Annotated in this window: 13 protein-coding genes; 1 reads left to right on the forward strand and 12 read right to left on the reverse strand. The window is 46.3% G+C overall.

Annotated features, from left to right (window positions below; all coding sequences use genetic code 11):
* Positions 1-174: 174 nt before the first annotated feature.
* From DY78_RS04925 to DY78_RS04975, 10 genes are all read right to left on the reverse strand, one after another.
* Positions 175-1608 carry an APC family permease gene (locus DY78_RS04925; protein ID WP_024626416.1) on the reverse strand — a complete coding sequence of 478 codons (1434 nt, stop codon included), beginning with the start codon at positions 1606-1608 and terminating at the stop codon, positions 175-177.
* Between the two features lie 16 nt (positions 1609-1624).
* Positions 1625-2974 carry an aspartate aminotransferase family protein gene (locus DY78_RS04930; RefSeq protein WP_024626415.1) on the reverse strand — a complete coding sequence of 450 codons (1350 nt, stop codon included), beginning with the start codon at positions 2972-2974 and terminating at the stop codon, positions 1625-1627.
* A 359-nt stretch (positions 2975-3333) separates the two neighbouring features.
* The gene (arsC, locus tag DY78_RS04935) at positions 3334-3756 is read right to left on the reverse strand and encodes an arsenate reductase (thioredoxin) (protein ID WP_024626414.1); all 423 of its coding nucleotides are present in this window, start codon (positions 3754-3756) and stop codon (positions 3334-3336) included.
* A 205-nt stretch (positions 3757-3961) separates the two neighbouring features.
* Positions 3962-5533 (reverse strand): Ig-like domain-containing protein, encoded by a 1572-nt coding sequence (locus tag DY78_RS04940; RefSeq protein ID WP_024626413.1) that lies wholly within the window; start codon positions 5531-5533, stop codon positions 3962-3964.
* Positions 5530-5892, reverse strand: coding sequence for a hypothetical protein (locus DY78_RS04945; RefSeq protein ID WP_024626412.1), 363 nt, complete (start codon positions 5890-5892; stop codon positions 5530-5532). Before DY78_RS04945 ends, DY78_RS04940 begins: the two co-directional genes overlap by 4 nt.
* Positions 5893-5907: 15 nt before the next feature.
* Positions 5908-6954, reverse strand: a complete 1047-nt coding sequence (locus DY78_RS04950) for a WxLIP family cell surface protein (protein ID WP_024626411.1) — start codon at positions 6952-6954, stop codon at positions 5908-5910.
* A gap of 65 nt (positions 6955-7019) precedes the next feature.
* Entirely contained in the window at positions 7020-7775 is a 756-nt protein-coding gene (locus DY78_RS04955) for a WxL domain-containing protein (protein ID WP_024626410.1), read from the reverse strand.
* 690 nt (positions 7776-8465) lie between these two features.
* Positions 8466-9335 carry an alpha/beta hydrolase gene (locus tag DY78_RS04965; RefSeq protein ID WP_024626408.1) on the reverse strand — a complete coding sequence of 290 codons (870 nt, stop codon included), beginning with the start codon at positions 9333-9335 and terminating at the stop codon, positions 8466-8468.
* Positions 9336-9347: 12 nt separating this feature from the next.
* Positions 9348-10541 carry an MFS transporter gene (locus DY78_RS04970; RefSeq protein ID WP_024626407.1) on the reverse strand — a complete coding sequence of 398 codons (1194 nt, stop codon included), beginning with the start codon at positions 10539-10541 and terminating at the stop codon, positions 9348-9350.
* Entirely contained in the window at positions 10534-13356 is a 2823-nt protein-coding gene (locus DY78_RS04975) for an alpha-L-rhamnosidase (protein ID WP_024626406.1), read from the reverse strand. The genes DY78_RS04970 and DY78_RS04975 overlap by 8 nt, the downstream gene beginning before the upstream one ends.
* Before the next feature lie 138 nt (positions 13357-13494).
* Here DY78_RS04975 and DY78_RS04980 point away from each other — a divergent pair, with 138 nt between their 5' ends.
* Positions 13495-14622, forward strand: a complete 1128-nt coding sequence (locus tag DY78_RS04980; protein WP_024626405.1) for a helix-turn-helix domain-containing protein — start codon at positions 13495-13497, stop codon at positions 14620-14622.
* Positions 14623-14660: 38 nt separating this feature from the next.
* Here the strand turns inward: DY78_RS04980 and DY78_RS04985 are convergent, their stop codons facing one another.
* Positions 14661-15827 carry an MFS transporter gene (locus DY78_RS04985; RefSeq protein ID WP_024626404.1) on the reverse strand — a complete coding sequence of 389 codons (1167 nt, stop codon included), beginning with the start codon at positions 15825-15827 and terminating at the stop codon, positions 14661-14663.
* The gene (locus DY78_RS04990) at positions 15824-16738 is read right to left on the reverse strand and encodes an ROK family protein (protein ID WP_024626403.1); all 915 of its coding nucleotides are present in this window, start codon (positions 16736-16738) and stop codon (positions 15824-15826) included. Before DY78_RS04990 ends, DY78_RS04985 begins: the two co-directional genes overlap by 4 nt.
* Positions 16739-16812 lie beyond the last annotated feature (74 nt).

Raw genomic sequence — 16812 nt, forward strand, 5'->3', positions numbered from 1 at the left:
GTTATGCTGAACAATTTGTCCAAAAATTCGGATTAAATTTGCAATCTACCAAACAACTTCGCCATACCAATAAGTTGTTCAGTCATTATAAAGTCTAAAATAGATTGCTTGCTATATACAGTTTGCCAATACGACAAAAGCTGACCCTCGATGGCAGGATCAGCTTTTTTATGATTATTTTTGTTTTTTAGCTAAATAAGAATGATGTATCCCATACGCGAAGTAAATAACCAAGCCAATGACGAACCAGCCACCGGCATAAATCTTCGCTTGAATATCCAAGCCCATGAACACGAATAACGCCCCAATAAAGGCCACGGTTGGTAAAATCGGATAAAATGGCATTTTGAATGACGGTTCAGGAATGTCTTTCCCTTCGCGGCGCCGCAACGCATAAATGCCGAGCGAAACGAACATGAAGGCAATCAAGGTACCGGCCGAAATCAATTGGGCTAAAAACGCGAATGGACAAAAGGCCCCGATAATAATGGCAACGATTGTTAGTACCAATAAAGCGTTGTTAGGCTGATTGTGTTTTAACTTACCGAGCCACTTTGGTAACATGCCATCGCGACCAAACGAGTAGATCAACCGCGAACCGGCTAACGTCATCCCAATCAACGCAGTAAACATCCCAATGACGGCAATCGCCTGAATAACACTAGCAACAATCGGATGGCCGGCATGCCGCAAAGCCCAGCCAACGGGTTCCGCATTATTGGCATAGACATTATACTTGAACATCCCAACTAAGACTAAAGCTACGGCCACAAACAACACCACCGCAATCACTAAGGACCCGAGAATCCCGCGCGGCATCGTTTTGCCCGGATTCTTGGCTTCCGCCGAGTTAGCCGCAATCGAATCAAAACCAATATACGAGAGAAAAATCATCGAAACCCCAGCATAGATGCCTTGCCAGCCCCCAAACGCACTGCCATCTGCATTTAAATGGTATTTGGGGACGAATGGCACGTAGTTTTTCAAATGAATAGCAGTCGCACCAACCACGATAAATGTTAAGACGGCTAGTACTTTTAAGACGACTAAAATATTTTCGACTCGCGATGCTTTAGTGACCCCACGTGACAACAATAGCGAAACTAGGGCAATCACGACCACCGCCACAATATCCACGATACCGCCGTTAGTCCCAAACGTATTCGACAACGCCTTCGGTAGCGTGAAGCCGAGCGGTGATAACAAGCCGCGTAAATTGGCTGAAAGCCCGGAGCCGACGAACGCTAGCGCAATAAAGTATTCCGCTAACAGCGCCCACCCCGCAATCCAACCGAAGAACTCGCCAAACATGACGTTGATCCACGAATAGGCCGACCCGGCAAACGGCATTGACGCCGCCATTTCCGCGTAGGCGAAGGCCACTAACCCGGCCACGATTGCCGCGACGATAAATGAAAACACCACGGCCGGACCAGCATGTTCGGCCGCCACCACCCCGGGTAGCGTGAAGATTGACGTCGAGACAATCGTCCCAACCCCCAACGCTAAGAAATCTTTGACCGTTAGTACCCGGGCTAAATGAGAATCCTTATCCTCATAAATACTCGGGTCTTCTTTTAAAGTTAATCTTTTCCAAAAACTAGACATCCAATTCCTCCCTGACTTACCAACCAATCTTGCCGTCTGGCCGTTGTACCTGGCCATTTTCAGCGGCGGTCATCGCATCATCTAACACATTAAACGCAAAATCTAGTTGTGCTCGCGTGATGACTAACGGCGGCTGGAACCGCAAGATATTGCCCTTCAGCGTAATCATGACTACGCCATGACGAAAGGCCTCATAGATTACATCACTGGCAAACTCGGGGTCAGCAACTTTAGTGACGGGATCTTTTACCAGTTCAATCCCGCCATCTAAGCCATACATCCGAACTTGACCAATTTTAGGATGCTTGGCTTGTAGGGCTAAGAATCGTTGTTGCGCATAGGCACCATCCGTTAGCGACTTATGTAATAACTGTTCTTCTTCAAGCACGTCCAATGTCGCTAACGAAGCCGCACAACAAATCGGATTAGCCGCGGTCGTAAAGACATGCGCTGGCGCGCCCAGACTTTCCATGACCTCGCGCCGGCCAATGACGGCACTTAACGGTAACCCTGAAGCTAACGACTTGCCAACCGACATTAAATCTGGTCGAATATTTTGAAAACGTTCAATGCTCCACATCTTCCCAGTGCGCCCCATGCCTTGATTAACTTCATCGACGGCAAATAAGATGCCATGTTCGTGACAGAAATCGTAGACCAGTTGCATATACTCAGCCGGTGCTTTGCGAATCCCACCATCGCCTTGAATCGGTTCGATTAAGACACATGCGACTTCATCGGCGGGTAGATATGATTCAAACGGCGCTTTGAACGCGGCGAAATACCGTTGCGCAACATCATGTTCCGTTTCGTTTGGTAACGTCCGATACATATCGGGATATGGCACGTGTACCACGCCGGGCAACAGTGGCCCCATTTTACGGTCCATATTTAAACTAACGCCGGATAGCGTCATTGACCCATACGTTGAGCCGTGATACGCATCCATGTATGACACTATGTACTGCCGCCCCGTATACGCCCGGGCAAATTTGATGATGGCATCATTAGCATCCGAACCAGAATTGCCAAAAGCCACCTCATTGTCGTCACCAGGGGCTAATTTCGCTAAGCGTTCCGCGAGTTGTTGTTCCGGCTGATGATGAAAATAAGCGGGCGTGTAATGAATCAACTTAGCCGCCTGATCTTGAATCGCTTTGACGACTTTGGCGTTCGTATGGCCAACATTGATGGCGGAAGCACTCGCTAATAAATCTAAGTACTCATTGCCATCAACATCGGTCAATACCGCGTCGTGGGCATGATCAATCACTAAGTCAAAATAGTTAATCCGGGCGGCGGTCGCTAAATAATGATCTTCGCGTTCGATTAATTGATGGGCTTGTGGATGAGTTTTTAAGGTCATGCAAAAACCTCCTTATGTGATAAATTAAAAATAATTCTAATGTAATTTTAATTTATATGCAAGGGTAATTTTATTGTCATCTTAATTGTAGCTAGCATATTCGCTGTTATTACAGTGTTTATACCAAACAAAAACTTTTTTATTATTAAGTTTACTATTATTAATTAAAATATTAACCGCAGCAATTCTCACAATAACGACCCGCTGATATGCTCACTTGTGTTCGCACACGGCACTTTGAGAACAAATCGAGCTACGACGGTCTTGGCTGCGGTTACAATCGCTAATGACCAACTTATATGACAGTTAGCCCAGACGAATTTGTATCTAACAAAAAGTAGTGGCAATAAGTCTTGTCACTACTTTTCAGTATAGTCACGCGCACCCAAAGTTAATACACGCTGTTTAATCTCATCACGAACTTGCCGAAAAACCGCTAATTGAGTAGCGATTGAACCGCTAGCGGCCGCTGGGTCTGGTAAGGGCCAATGTAACTTTTGAACCGTTGCGGGCGTCACGGGACAGCGGTCACGCGCATCACCACACAGGGTAATCACTAAATCACACGCGTTCAAATAATCACGATCAATCAACTTGGAAGTTTGGCGTGAAATATCGATGCCAACTTCCGCCATGACCGTCACGGCTTGTGGATTTAACCCGTGAACTTCAACGCCGGCACTAGCCACTACCCAATCCGCGGGTAATAATTGCCGGGCAAAACCCTCGGCCATCTGACTACGACAAGCATTGCCAGTACATAAAAAATAAACTTTTTTCATTTCAGCCTCAACTATTCTAATCATCTGCAACGACAATTCTCATGAGTAGCATACTTGCTGACACATAATCCGTCAATCAAAGAATCGCCAGGTGTTGTGCTGATATTAGTCGGCATTTCATTTATAAAAATCTAAATACCCGCCACCGATTTTTCTCAGTAGCAGGTATTCGTCAGGTCATTTAAATACTTAACGGTGTTCACGCTCATTGTTGCGGCGTATCTTCCAATGACCAGTCGACCGTCCCTTTATATGTCGTCCCATTGGCCCCGGTATAAATGTTAGGCTGGGCCTGCAAATAAATCCCCGTTTTCGCAGCGGTATTACTTTGCGTTGCCCAGTCATTCGTGACGTTAACACTGTTGACGCCTTTACTCCGAGTGCCACTCGCAACTGGCACCGCCGAGGTTAATGACTGGGCGGCCCCGGTACTATCAACATACATGAGTTGCCCATTTAATTGTTTTTGACTGCCATCATTGGCCGTCAAAACACTCGCCGTGGCAGTGACCGTCCATGGCGAGCCGGCCGCCCGCGTGTCGGCGATCGTTACCGCCACCGCACTAGCCGGCGCAAACAAGGTCGTTTTACTAGGCACTTGTAAGCTACCATAATCGAGCGTATCACTGACGCTCGTAAACTTAAGCGTCCCGTTATCTTTCGTGATTGTTATGGTCAACGGGGTCGGCGCGGCTGTCCCGTTGCTCGTAGCCCCAATTGGGACTGACAAACTAGCCCCATCCGCGAGTGCCGCCAATTTATCGGCCAGACCACTCGTGGTGGAATTAAACGTCGCGTCACTGTCAATCGCATTCGTCGTAGAATCTTTGGCGACAATCCCCGCTTGTTTAACAATCCAAGCAATGACAGTCGCATCACTGGCATTGGTCAGATCAGTTAAGTCATCTGGCGTCAAAGTCAAGGTTGAATTCGTGGCACTGAGCACCGGGTATGACTGGTTAACGCTCGCTGTGGCGGACTTCGTATCCCCCATATCGTTACTTTCAGTCACGGTCACGTTGCTGGGATTACCTAGCTGGGTCAACGGTTTGCCTAATGCAATTGTATACTTGCCATCCGCACCGGTTACCGCAGTAAAGGTCTGGTCAGCCCCATCGACGGTCAACGTGACACTGACGGTTGAATTCGGTTCAGCAGTCCCCGTCAGCTGCTGGTCAGAAGCGTTCACTTGAGTGACATCGGCCAGTGCATTTTGCACCGTCGCATCACCCGAGAACTTACCAAAACCATAAGCAAACCACATCGCACTACCATCCGTATTCGTCACCGTGGGGGTAAAGCTGACTCCGACGTAAATCGGTAATTGCAGGGCCTTTGTTCCTAATTTTGACAAGTCGACTTTTAAGGTCTGCTTGGTAGTTGGGAAAGTCACTTTCGACCCCGAAACCGTCGCATAAGTGGGTGTCCCGGTTAATAACGACTTGCCATTGGGGTCAAATACATCCAAATAAGCTTTCGAAAACGTGAAGTTACTCGTATTAAGCACCTTATAACTACTATCCACAGTGGCATAAATCTCCGTCGTATATTTGGTTACCCGATTATTTTCAACGTTATTGGCTGACACGGCACTGAACTGAATATAATTACTCAACGTATAGCCCGTAAAACCAATGAGTCGCGTACCACTCGTATTAGTATAACTCGCGCTACCAGTCGTCCCCGAAGCGGCGGCTTGGGCACTAACGGTGTCCCAACTAACCAAACCTAGGAGGATAATCAGGCTGACAACTAATCGTCGACGCCAATTTTTCATTGCGCTGCCCCCTTTGTACGCGGCTGACGTTGTAACCACCACAACCATATTGCTAGTAGACCGGCTAGCAATATGCCGCGGCCTAGCCATTGCCATAACCACTGAATGCTCTCGTTAGTTTGCGGTAACCGACCCGTTCGCAAGACGCTCGTTGTGGTATGCGGCGTTACGGGGGCCGACACTTTTTGCGCCACGCGACCCGTCGGAATCTGATCATCCATCGCTGTCGTGGTCGGCGATGGCGCTACGATAGTCACGCCAACTTCAGTCTGGCCGGTTGCCGCAGCTTGAAGCGGTGGCGCCGGCAAGCCTAAACTGACTAAAATCAAACTCAACAACATTAATTTCAGTTGACGCATGTCAGCAACCCCTTTCTATTCCGCCGTATTTTGCCGTTTATGACGTCGAATCAACACAATAATTAACCAAATCAATAGCACTAGAATCAACATCGCTAAGGCTCCCAGCGCCAAAACTAGCCAGACACTTAAGCCTTGGTGGTCACCAATCGCGGCATTTGCTTGCTTAGCCTGCGACGCTGAAATAGTAAAGTCGCGGTCTAACACCCACCGATGACTGCTATTTTTAACAATCATGTGTAAATGATACCGCCCGGCTTTTAACGCCGTTTGCCCTGTTAACAATGGATATCGATAGACCGTATTCGGTGCCAATTGAACATTTTTTTGCGTTTGCTTTTTGACGACCTGCTGCGTTTGGCGATTAGTGATCGTCGTTTGGGTCGTCAGGTTAGGAATCATAATGGCCCGCGGATTTCGCAAGTTAACGATAATTCCGCGGTGATAATTGAACGTGCCCGCACCCACTGACCCTAATTTGACAGTCGGTGCCGGGAGCTTACCCAAGGTGTATTTCAGGCCAATCACATATGAATAGGCGTTCCGGATATTACTAGCCCCTTTGACCGTCCCCGTCACTTTCTGGTCGACCCGTTTGAAGAACCAACCACCCAAAATGACCCCATTAAATGATGTTTGGGGCACTCTAACGGTTGCGTGGACAACTTGGTGACCATTGGCGGGAATCGTCAACGTTTGCGCCCCTTGAATTTTAGTCAACGTACTCATCGGATACTGTAATGACGAATCATAAGTATTGGTCGTATTCGTATAGTCAATCGTCCCATTAGCATTCGTCCACGCCGTATGAATCGCCGTTTTGACTTTAATATCCCGATTCGTTTGATTATAAATCGTGGCCCGCAAGGTTTCGGTTTGACCGGCATGAATGCGCAAATCAAAAAAAGTGTTTTTCGCATTGATTTGATTCGCTGGCAACGTGGCTTTCACGGTGTAGCCAACATTATTGGTGACATTAGCTGCCTGGATTTGACCACTACTGAAACTAATTAAACCAACTAACGCGACTAGTCCTAACCATAATTTTTTTAATTTATCCATTTGCTTACCCCCACGATAATATGTACCCGCGAAAAAGCGCGGGGCTTTTTCACGAAATTGGTTAGTTAATTGGTTGGTGTATCATTCAAAGTCCAGGTTAACTCGCCCGTATACGTCCCACTCTTGACGTTAGCCGGAATGCTCGTCATCGAGATGTTGTCCGGTGATAATTGAAAGGCGGTCGAACCGGCCCCATTATCAGTCGACGCCGTATAAATCGTGGCAGCGTTAGCGGTATCCGTCGACAATTGCGTGTCAGTACCACTAATCCCCGTGGTGCTAGCGGAGTTGGCAATCGTATTCTTACTAGTATCGGCGGCGCTCAAGTTAACATAGGCCCCTTTTAGCGTGTCGCTGCCACCCGTCAAAGTTAACGCCGAACTGCTAACTTGGACGTTCCAACCAGCATTGGTCCCACGCGTATCTGAAATTTCAGTAACTAAATTCGTGTTCGCAGCGGTTGACCCGAACTTTTGTGACGTGACGGTTACCGGTGTTCCAGTACTGTCATTTTGAATGGACTGGGTCCCCGTGGTGACCGTCTGATGGGAACCAAAATTAATAGCCGGTGACACATATAAGAAAGTCAACGCCCCATCAACGGTCGCACCCCCATTATCCCCACTATCTGGATCGGTTACCGTGGTCCCCGGGTCAGTCGGATCGACTGGCTTCGTCACATTTGACGGCGCCGTAAATTCAACTTGGCTATCCGTTGACCCTTTCGTGCTCGTCACCGTCGCAGCCTGCGCCACAACTGGTAAAGTTGCTCCCAATAACAATGCGCCAGCCATTAACCAGCTACTTGCCTTTTTACTCATTATTAAGCACCCCTTTGCTTAAAATCCTTTAGTTAGATTTCCAAATCATGCCTGGAAAATCCATTAATTAGTTTATAAATTGATAACCAAGCAAACATCCTCACCAAGGTTTAATTACTGTGGTTAACCATTTACGATGCACATTGTAGCATGGAATTTATTAAATCATCGTATTTTCCGAATGTATGGTCATTGTCTTAGCTAACGATTAATTTATCATCATTTATGCGAATATATCAGGAACAGTTGTAGTTCTAAATCATCGTTAAACGCCGTCAATATTAGCATTCATAGTAGCTTTAATCTTGGTATCGTGTTTACCCTTTTAAACCGCGTTGTGATAAGAATTGCCGTTATTTATTTTTTCCAATGTTCGTAAGTTGGCCTTGATAACTAATATCAATGATTAGTTTCGATTATTGATGCTGCTCACAATAAAAATACTGATAATTATATGAATGGCTGCCAGTTTATTAACCTGATTACTATCGGGGATCCGGGAGCCCTCTTTCGAGCCATTCACAATTGCAAAGCTTGGCAACAGACCGAAACGCGTGCGACTGGCAACCTCTCGCCACAGGAAACGCAACTGTTTTTAAAGTTAGCGCAACAAGTCACCCGAAATTTAACCGATAACTAATCTCAAAGTCCCACCTAATCAGCATGACGCGATTAGGTGGGACTTTGAGGTTAAGCTACTTTTAAAAATGCACCGATTTGTTGCAGTGCTAGCCGACTTTCTGGCATATCGAACAAGACAAAGACGTGAAATAAATCACGCCATGCTTTGAAACTGACTGATACCCCAGCCTTTTGACAAATATCATTCAAAATAACGGCATCGTCATACTTCACTTCTTCGGTACCACAATTAATTTGCAGTGGTGGAAAACCATGATAGTCGCCATAAATCGCTGATACTAATGGTGATTGGCTAGCTGGTTCGTCGAAATATTGCACCGGCTCACCCGCACCGAGTAACATCGGGTCCCGTTCTTGACGGGTGAATTCGGAAGTTAACACATTGAGTTGCAAAATCACTGGTGAAAAGACGCTCACTTTCGCTGGCAAACGTTTGCCTTTTGACAGTAGGCTTAAAGTCAATGATAACGCCAAACTAGCCCCCGCTGATTCGCCAAAAATAACGACATGGTCATAATGAGATTGTAAATAATCATAAGCGGCTTCCACATCTTGTTGTGCGGCTGGATGTTTGGCTTCCGGATATTGCCGATAATCGACTGCAAAAGTGTCGTAGCCACATTGTTGGGCAAGATTGACCGCTAATTGTCGTCGTGACTTGACGGTACCGGTCATGTAAGCACCACCGTGTAAAAACATTAATACCGTCGATTGATGTGTTGGCAATAAATAAAATTCACCGTGCACGGTATCCGTATTGACGATTTTTAACTGAATATCCGCAGGCATTTCAAAGGGATTACCGGTGTCGGCACCCTGACGCGCCGCCAAAATATTTTCCGGCGTTAACGTCATCGATTGTTGAGCTTTAATCGTTTTGGCAATCGTAATTGCTTGTCGTGCTGCTGAACTTAACATGCGTTTTCCTCCTTACATTGCTTGTTGATGGGTCTTAGAAGTGGTATAGCCAAGTTTGCCATAATTGGCCCCAGCAAACATTGCCAAGATGAATAACACTGCAAAGATGAAGGTCCCCACCATGAATGTGAAACCAGCAGTGGTGTTACCAAACCATTGACTCAATAATTGAGCAACATATGGTGATACTAACGTTCCGACATTAGCACATGTAATGGCAACTGAAGTTGAGAATGGCACTTGTGGCGCCGAAGTTAAATAACCGACTGACGTGACCATTGATGCCATGAATACGGCTACCGCGATACCGACAAAGATCACCCCAATACCACTCAATACTAACGAATGTGATACCGTCAATATTAGAAAAGCTAACGTCGCAAACCCTAAGGCAATCGCCATTGAATAAGCGCGCCAATGCTTTTGAATGTACATGAAGATAAACCCACCGGCTGCCATTGCAAACGACATCATACCTAACAACGTACTAGCATCCATGACCGTCCCGTAATGACGCGTCACCACGAGGGTGGCAAACTTAATCGTGATGAAGGCAAACGTCACATTGAATAAGAACGCAAAACCTGCTAATACCCAAACTTTACCGTCGACATGTTTACTATTGGTGGCAACTGCGGATGTGGTGGTCGCGACTTGGCCAACCCCTTTGGGAATAAAGAAAGCGACTAATAAGGCAATTGGTAACGCAATCACATAAACCCAATAAGCCGTTTGCCAATTGAAGTTCATTAATACCCCGGCAAAATAAGTAATGACAAACATTCCTAAGCCTTGGAACACACTGGAAAGTCCCATCATGTGTTGTTGGTCGTCGCCGTCGAATAATTGAATGATCAATGATTGTGCAAACGAAGCTAATAAGCCGGTCCCCACACCAATTCCAATCCGAGAAGCAAAAATCAAGGGAAAGTTTAACGTTACTGCTGGCGTAATGCCGGAGATTAAAATGACAATTAAGCCGGTCAAAATCGTATTTTTAACACTAAAGCGGTCGGCAAAAAAGTTACTTAACGGCGTAAAGATAATAATGCCTAGTGAGGGTACCGTCATCAATAATTCAATCAAAGTTGGACTAATATTTGGAAAGCTGCGCATCATCATTGGAATCGTAGCCGCAGTCGCCCCGGCACTTACCGTAAAGATAGAAAGTAATAATAATGATAGCCGCATGAATAATTTACGCATGAGTTGTTTCCTCCTTTTGAGCCTGTTGTTGGGCTGCTGTTTTAAAGATGGCATTAATTTTTTCAATCGTTGGGTCATCAAATGGCGTAAAACCAATGCCGCGCATCTCGGCGCTGAGTTGACGTAATGAATATTGTTCAAAGTTCTGCATATTACCGGGTAAAGTCAAGAATCCCCAGAATGGAACGACTTGACTTAATTTATTCGTTAACGCCGTATCAGCATTGTACTTCACCAGTTGTGTATCGACCGTTGCTTGGTTTAAAAATGGTGTCGTCGGTGTCCAAGTAATCACGTATTGGCCCGCCGGTAAATCACTCCCATTCGGATAAGTATTCGCGCCGACTTGCCAACTCGTTGCTCGCGGTATGTTAATCGTCGCCGTAGTGCCGTACGGAATCGTTAAGTCTAGCTGAGCCTTGGTTCCCAACGCATTCAAGATGCGCCAAGCCAGCTTAATCGTGCCGGTCGCGATAGCGGTTTGGCCGCTCACGAACCGTAATTGCGGATCAACGCCAGGGGCAATCGTGACGTGCTGGGCGTCTTTACCAAATTGTAGGCCAAGTAAATATTCGTAACCCCATTGCATTACCGCCCCCGCCGAATAATGATTCAGCGAATTCATTCCATTGTCATTGATTGTGCCATCCGCTTGGACCGAATCCCAGCGTTCCCAAATCGTGGTAGCGCCATGTTGCACTTCATATAACCACCCTGGAAAGCTCTCATTCAAAAAGACATTCATCGCCAAAGCATGTTCACCATTGGCTGAAAGTGCCGGTAGTAACGCTGGTGTACCGACAAAGCCAGTCGTTAAATGATTTTGCTGTTTTTCAACTGCGGTGACCAACGCTTGGGTCAAAGCCGACCCTTGCCCTGTCGGTACTAGCCCCAACGTTAAGCACAATGCCAAGCCGGTTTGCGTTTGGGTTATCAAGCGGCCACTTGCCGTGAAGAATTCAGCTAAAAATGCATCTTTAATATGTTGCGCTAAATCTTGGTAGTAAGTTTGTTCCGGTTGTTTGTCCAGCACTTGCGCGACCTGGGCCACAATCTTAGCTGAATAATAATAATAAGCGCTTGCAATTAAATCATCAGGTGTGCGGCCTTTTAAATGTAAAATATCTTCAGTGTCGAGTGCCAACCAATCGCCCAGTTGATCATCATCAAGCCATAAATAAGGCTGACCTTGCGCCTTGGTCCGGTCATGGACCCAATCAACCCACGAGGCCATCGCGCCAAAGCTGCGTTGCAAGATGGCTGTGTCACCGGTCCGTAAATACATGGTCCACGGAATAATCGTGGCCGCATCGCTCCAAACGGCTTTCCCACCATCCGGCTGGTCAACCGCCGGGGCGTATAAAGTTAGTTTGCCTTGATGTAAACTCTGTTCCACGGCCATGTCAAAACTGTATTTCGTAAAGAATTGATACGTATTCATGTTATAGCTGGCGGTCCGCGCAAAAATTGCGGCATCGCCGGTCCAACCTAAACGTTCATCGCGTTGCGGGCAATCAGTCGGTACATCCATAAAATTACTTTTTTGTCCCCACATCACATTGTTAAACAGTTGATTAACTTCTGGATTGTCAGTAGTCAATTTGCCAGTGGTTGCCATGTCCGAATACAGTGCCACTCCGGTAAAATCGTCCGGGTCAATGGTTGGAAAGTCGACCAGTCGCACGTAGCGAAAGCCAAAGTAAGTAAAGTGTGGCCGGACGGGACCCGTTTGCCCATCACTCACATAAGTAAAGGCCGCCCGTGCCGACCGCAAATTATCACGATAGAATTCGCCATTTTGCATAATCTCGCCAAATTCCAGACTCACCTTTGCACCTTTTGGCAAATGATTGTTAAACGTGACCCAGCCGGCAAAGTTTTGCCCGAAATCTAGCACCGTATCCCCATGTTGGGTCTGAATCACTTGCTTTACCGGCAACTGTTCATGCGCCGTAATCGGTAAACTTAAGCGATCCACCACGTACTTGCTAGGCTTGGGGAAAGTGGTTAATGGAATTGGCGTCGTTAATTGCGTTGCATCATAATCTTCCCCGTAATAAATACCGGCATGCGTAACCGGTGATAATTGGGCTTGCCAAGTTTCATCAGTCACGACTTGATGATCAACACCACTGACATCTTGATAATGCAGTTCAGCATTGGCCATCAATGTGTTTCCGTATACGGCAGCAGTCCCGCCCCGGTGACTCAAGCCCAGCTTGCCACGATACCAACCATCGGCTAAGCGAATCGTTAGTTGGTGTTCACCAGCGATTTGTAGCAAGCGGGAAACGTCATAAGTTGCTACTTGCAAATAATAATTGTAATTCGTAAAGCCGGGTGCTAAATATTCCTGCCCAACTTTGTGACCGTCCAGATAAGCCTCATATAAGCCCAAGCCGGTCACATATAATCGAGCTTGCTTAATATCTTTGGGCACCATAATCTGTTTGGTTAATTCGATGCCATGTAAATCATCGCGTGTGGTGCCGAGCCACTGACCACTCAATGCAGATTGGCCCAGGCCAGTTTCAAACCAAGTTGATTTTTCAACCTTGGTACGGGCCGTTCTCAACGCCACCGTGACAGTGTAACGGGTCCGGGGCGTTAACTTCAATTTAGTCACCTCAAATGTCAGCGTTGGAGCCGCTTCCCAATCCGTTTGATAAACCACCGTAGCGCCCATTTTAATCGTGAGCTGGCGAGTTAACTTTTCTGTGACCGTTCCATTGATGGTCGCTTGAATCGTCAACGATGGAAATTGAAAGCCCATCGGTTGACGCATATGATTAATTTCAATTGTTTCGATTTTCATTTAATATCACCTCATGAGGTCACTCAACATCAGCAACCGGTTTCAGTAATCGCTTACAAGAATGATTATGCTATAATTAAAATAATTAATTTAACTAATTCAGCTATTTTTTATAAAATATAAGTAAAAGGTGATTTCATGACTGCTAATTTTCTCAAAATTTTGACTTATTTCCATACTGCCACTGCCTTACCAACCTACGTTTTTGATCAGCAACTCACGTTGACGACCGCGTTTAAAAATCCCGTAACGCCCGCTTTACCGGGCAACTGGCTCCAAAAACTACCCGCTTCATTACCGACTGAACTAAACTTGGTTTTCACGGCGGACCTTGGCTTAATCGGCTTATTTGCTTATCAATCGCAACGAATTGTCGTTTGGAATAATAATGCTTCCGTTCAAGGCAGTCCGAATTATTCGGACCAACTCCCGATGATCAGTATTGAACAGTTTAAATCCCAGCTTAACTTGCTTTATTATACGATGACTAAAACTTGGGGCCATTTTTCACAAAACCAACTCGACCAAGTCAATGCGGAGTTAACTGCCCCAACGCGGTTACCGCGAGAAACCGACGAACCTGAGGAACGACATGCGTATTATCAAGGTTACTTAGCCGAACAGCAAATGTTACTAGGCGTCGAACATGGTAACTTATCGGAATTCAATCATTACTACGTTCCTTTTATGGCAGCCGGCAATTTCGGTAAATTGGCTAACTATGATTTGCGTAGTAAAAAGAACATCACGATTGCTGCCACGACACTATTCACGCGTGCGGCAATTCGGGGCGGGATGTTCGCTGAAGGCGCCTATGCCCTGAGTGATCAGTGTATTCAAACCGCCGAACACCAGTCTGAAATTACGAATGTTTACGAGTACACACGGATTATTGGCGAACTCTTTTTAAAAAAAGTCGCCCGAATCAAGCGGCAAAATATTCCCTCAATCGTCTACCTGGCCCAAGAATACATCTATGATAATATGCAAACGATTAAAACCGTTGCGGAAGTCGCGGACCATGTGCATACCAGTCAATCTTATTTGATGCATCTATTCAAGCAAACGACCCACCAACCCATCATGCAATTCATCATCACACAAAAGATTCAGCATGCACGCCTGCAACTCGTATTTACTGATCAAACAATCGGTGAAATCTCAGATGAACTGGGGTTTGCCAACCAAGGCGAATTAACCCGGGCCTTCAAAAAACAACTTGGCTTAACGCCCTCTAAATTTCGCCAGCAACAACGAATACTATAAAAAATGGTAATGTGGTCGTCATTAACCACATTACCATTTTAATTTAAGACGACGTGTCCCCGTTGCCACCAAAAGCTTAGCAATTCAACCACTGCTAAACTTGCTAACACCCCCAGGCTCCGCGTGATAAATTGCTCGAGTGAGCCACTCGGTGTGAGCATGACCATCACAAATGGCGCGGCGAAGTTAGCCAAGTTAGAGCTAGTCATCAAAATAATTGTCACAAAATTGGCCTGACTAGCCGGGACAAGCTGCGTGGCGTGTCCAAATAATTCGGGCACCAGCCACCCAAAACTAGTTCCAACTAATAAGGCACTGATACCTAACGCCCAACTAGCCGATGCGACTAACATCGCAACGTAACCGCCAATCATGCTGAGACTACTAAAAACAAGCATTAAGCGTTGTAGTCTGGTCTTGAACCATCGATAACTGATACCCGCAACGATGGTGCCAATCGCCATCACGACAAGTAACAATGCGCCCGTGCTGCTATCGCCCCAATGGTGTTGAACGAGCATCGCGGGTAATTTTAGATTAGCTAACATATAAAAAGTCATCAACCCAAATAAACAGCCGGCATCAAGTACCAACGAACTACCTTGCCGCATCGTTAGCGCTTGATGCCGCGTCTGATTACTGTCGGCAAAACGAACTTCTGGCACATAGTACGCATATCCAAAAAATAGCGGAATGCTAATCAAGTAAAACCCATAGGCCCAGCGCCAACTGACTAATAGTAACGCCGCGACAACCAATGCGCCTAACAAGGCCCCAAACCCTTGCGTCGCATTCTGATAACCTAATAAACGTTGCCGCTGCGGCCCTTGAAACAACCGACTAATTAAGCTAACGGCCAATGTATTATACAAACCTAACCCCACACCGAGCAATAATCGCGCTGCTAATAGCCATTGCACATTTGGCGCTAACATCCCGATAATTGTTGCCAAACTTACCATCGCTAAACCACTTAATACGATGCGTTTCGAACCACAGTGTTTAACTAGTGCGCCGCTAATTAGCACCATGACCATCATGGCAAACGACGGTATGGTCACAACTAAATTTAGCGTCGTCGTGCTGGCAGTTGGAAAGCTCGTCATCAATTTAGGGGTGGCACTGGCTACCACACCAGTTGTCATCGGCAACAACGAAATGCTAAGAATGGCCAACGTGGTGGCACGCGTTGTGACATTTTTCATGATAATTGACCCACTTTAATTGCATTAGTTGTTAATAACAATTGATATAACGCACCGTACAAATTGGCGCGACTTTGGTAATGACTAGTCACGACATGCGGTCGGCTGAGCGTCGCCGCCATGAGTGGACTCGCTAGTCGTAGCTGGTCTAATTCCGTATTAATAGTTTGTGTCACTAGTGGCTGGGCGGCAATCCCGCCGCCAATCACAACGGTGTGCACATCCACCAACGTTTGGACATTTTGAATCAACGTCGCAATCCGACGACAAAACGTCGTAAAAATTGCCAGTGCTTCTTGATTACCGGCCGTCAAGGCGTCAAACACTGCCGGGCCATCGTCACGACTCGCCAAATGAATAGTCTCAGCAATCGTTTCAATCATCGCCACCGCTGACCCTTGTGACCCGTACATCAGTTGTGGTGTAAATTGCGACCCACTCGTCATAAAGCTCAATTCACCAGCTTGATCGTGGTCCCCGCGCACCAGTTGGTGATTCAAGACTAAACCACCACCAACTGCCGTCCCCAGGACAAGTACCAACCCATTATTAACCGCTTTCAATTCACCGTGCCACAACTCAGCTAACGTGGCTGCTTTACCATCGTTTTCAACCACAATTGGGACTACCGCGGTTAACTCATCCGCTAAACAAACGCCATTCAAAAAGGGTAATGACCCGCCAAAATCAATCCGGTCAGTTGGATGTTGCACCCGTCCTGGAACACTAATGGCGATACCACTGATTTCATCCTGATAGTGGTCAACTAATCGTTGTAATTGCGTGACAAATGCGGCTAATGACGTTGTCACCGTGCGCATTTTATTTAATACCCATTGATGACCTTCACGATCAATGATGGCATATTTTACATCGGTCCCACCAATATCAATAGCTAAATATTTTTCCATGTGACTCACCTCAACATATATTTATATGGTAGATTGTAAAATTAATCCGAACGCTGTTCGGACAAAAAAGATCA

The sequence above is a fragment of the Lactiplantibacillus fabifermentans DSM 21115 genome (assembly GCF_000498955.2).
In the GTDB taxonomy this organism is placed as follows: Bacteria; Bacillota; Bacilli; order Lactobacillales; family Lactobacillaceae; genus Lactiplantibacillus; species Lactiplantibacillus fabifermentans.

Excerpts from the sequence above, each read along its gene's own strand:
- DY78_RS04925 (WP_024626416.1), bottom strand. The coding sequence starts at position 1,608 with ATGTCTAGTTTTTGGAAAAGATTAACTTTAAAAGAAGACCCGAGTATT.
- DY78_RS04930 (WP_024626415.1), bottom strand. The coding sequence starts at position 2,974 with ATGACCTTAAAAACTCATCCACAAGCCCATCAATTAATCGAACGCGAA.
- arsC (WP_024626414.1), bottom strand. The coding sequence starts at position 3,756 with ATGAAAAAAGTTTATTTTTTATGTACTGGCAATGCTTGTCGTAGTCAG.
- DY78_RS04940 (WP_024626413.1), bottom strand. The coding sequence starts at position 5,533 with ATGAAAAATTGGCGTCGACGATTAGTTGTCAGCCTGATTATCCTCCTA.
- DY78_RS04945 (WP_024626412.1), bottom strand. The coding sequence starts at position 5,892 with ATGCGTCAACTGAAATTAATGTTGTTGAGTTTGATTTTAGTCAGTTTA.
- DY78_RS04950 (WP_024626411.1), bottom strand. The coding sequence starts at position 6,954 with ATGGATAAATTAAAAAAATTATGGTTAGGACTAGTCGCGTTAGTTGGT.
- DY78_RS04955 (WP_024626410.1), bottom strand. The coding sequence starts at position 7,775 with ATGAGTAAAAAGGCAAGTAGCTGGTTAATGGCTGGCGCATTGTTATTG.
- DY78_RS04965 (WP_024626408.1), bottom strand. The coding sequence starts at position 9,335 with ATGTTAAGTTCAGCAGCACGACAAGCAATTACGATTGCCAAAACGATT.
- DY78_RS04970 (WP_024626407.1), bottom strand. The coding sequence starts at position 10,541 with ATGCGTAAATTATTCATGCGGCTATCATTATTATTACTTTCTATCTTT.
- DY78_RS04975 (WP_024626406.1), bottom strand. The coding sequence starts at position 13,356 with ATGAAAATCGAAACAATTGAAATTAATCATATGCGTCAACCGATGGGC.
- DY78_RS04980 (WP_024626405.1), top strand. The coding sequence starts at position 13,495 with ATGACTGCTAATTTTCTCAAAATTTTGACTTATTTCCATACTGCCACT.
- DY78_RS04985 (WP_024626404.1), bottom strand. The coding sequence starts at position 15,827 with ATGAAAAATGTCACAACGCGTGCCACCACGTTGGCCATTCTTAGCATT.
- DY78_RS04990 (WP_024626403.1), bottom strand. The coding sequence starts at position 16,738 with ATGGAAAAATATTTAGCTATTGATATTGGTGGGACCGATGTAAAATAT.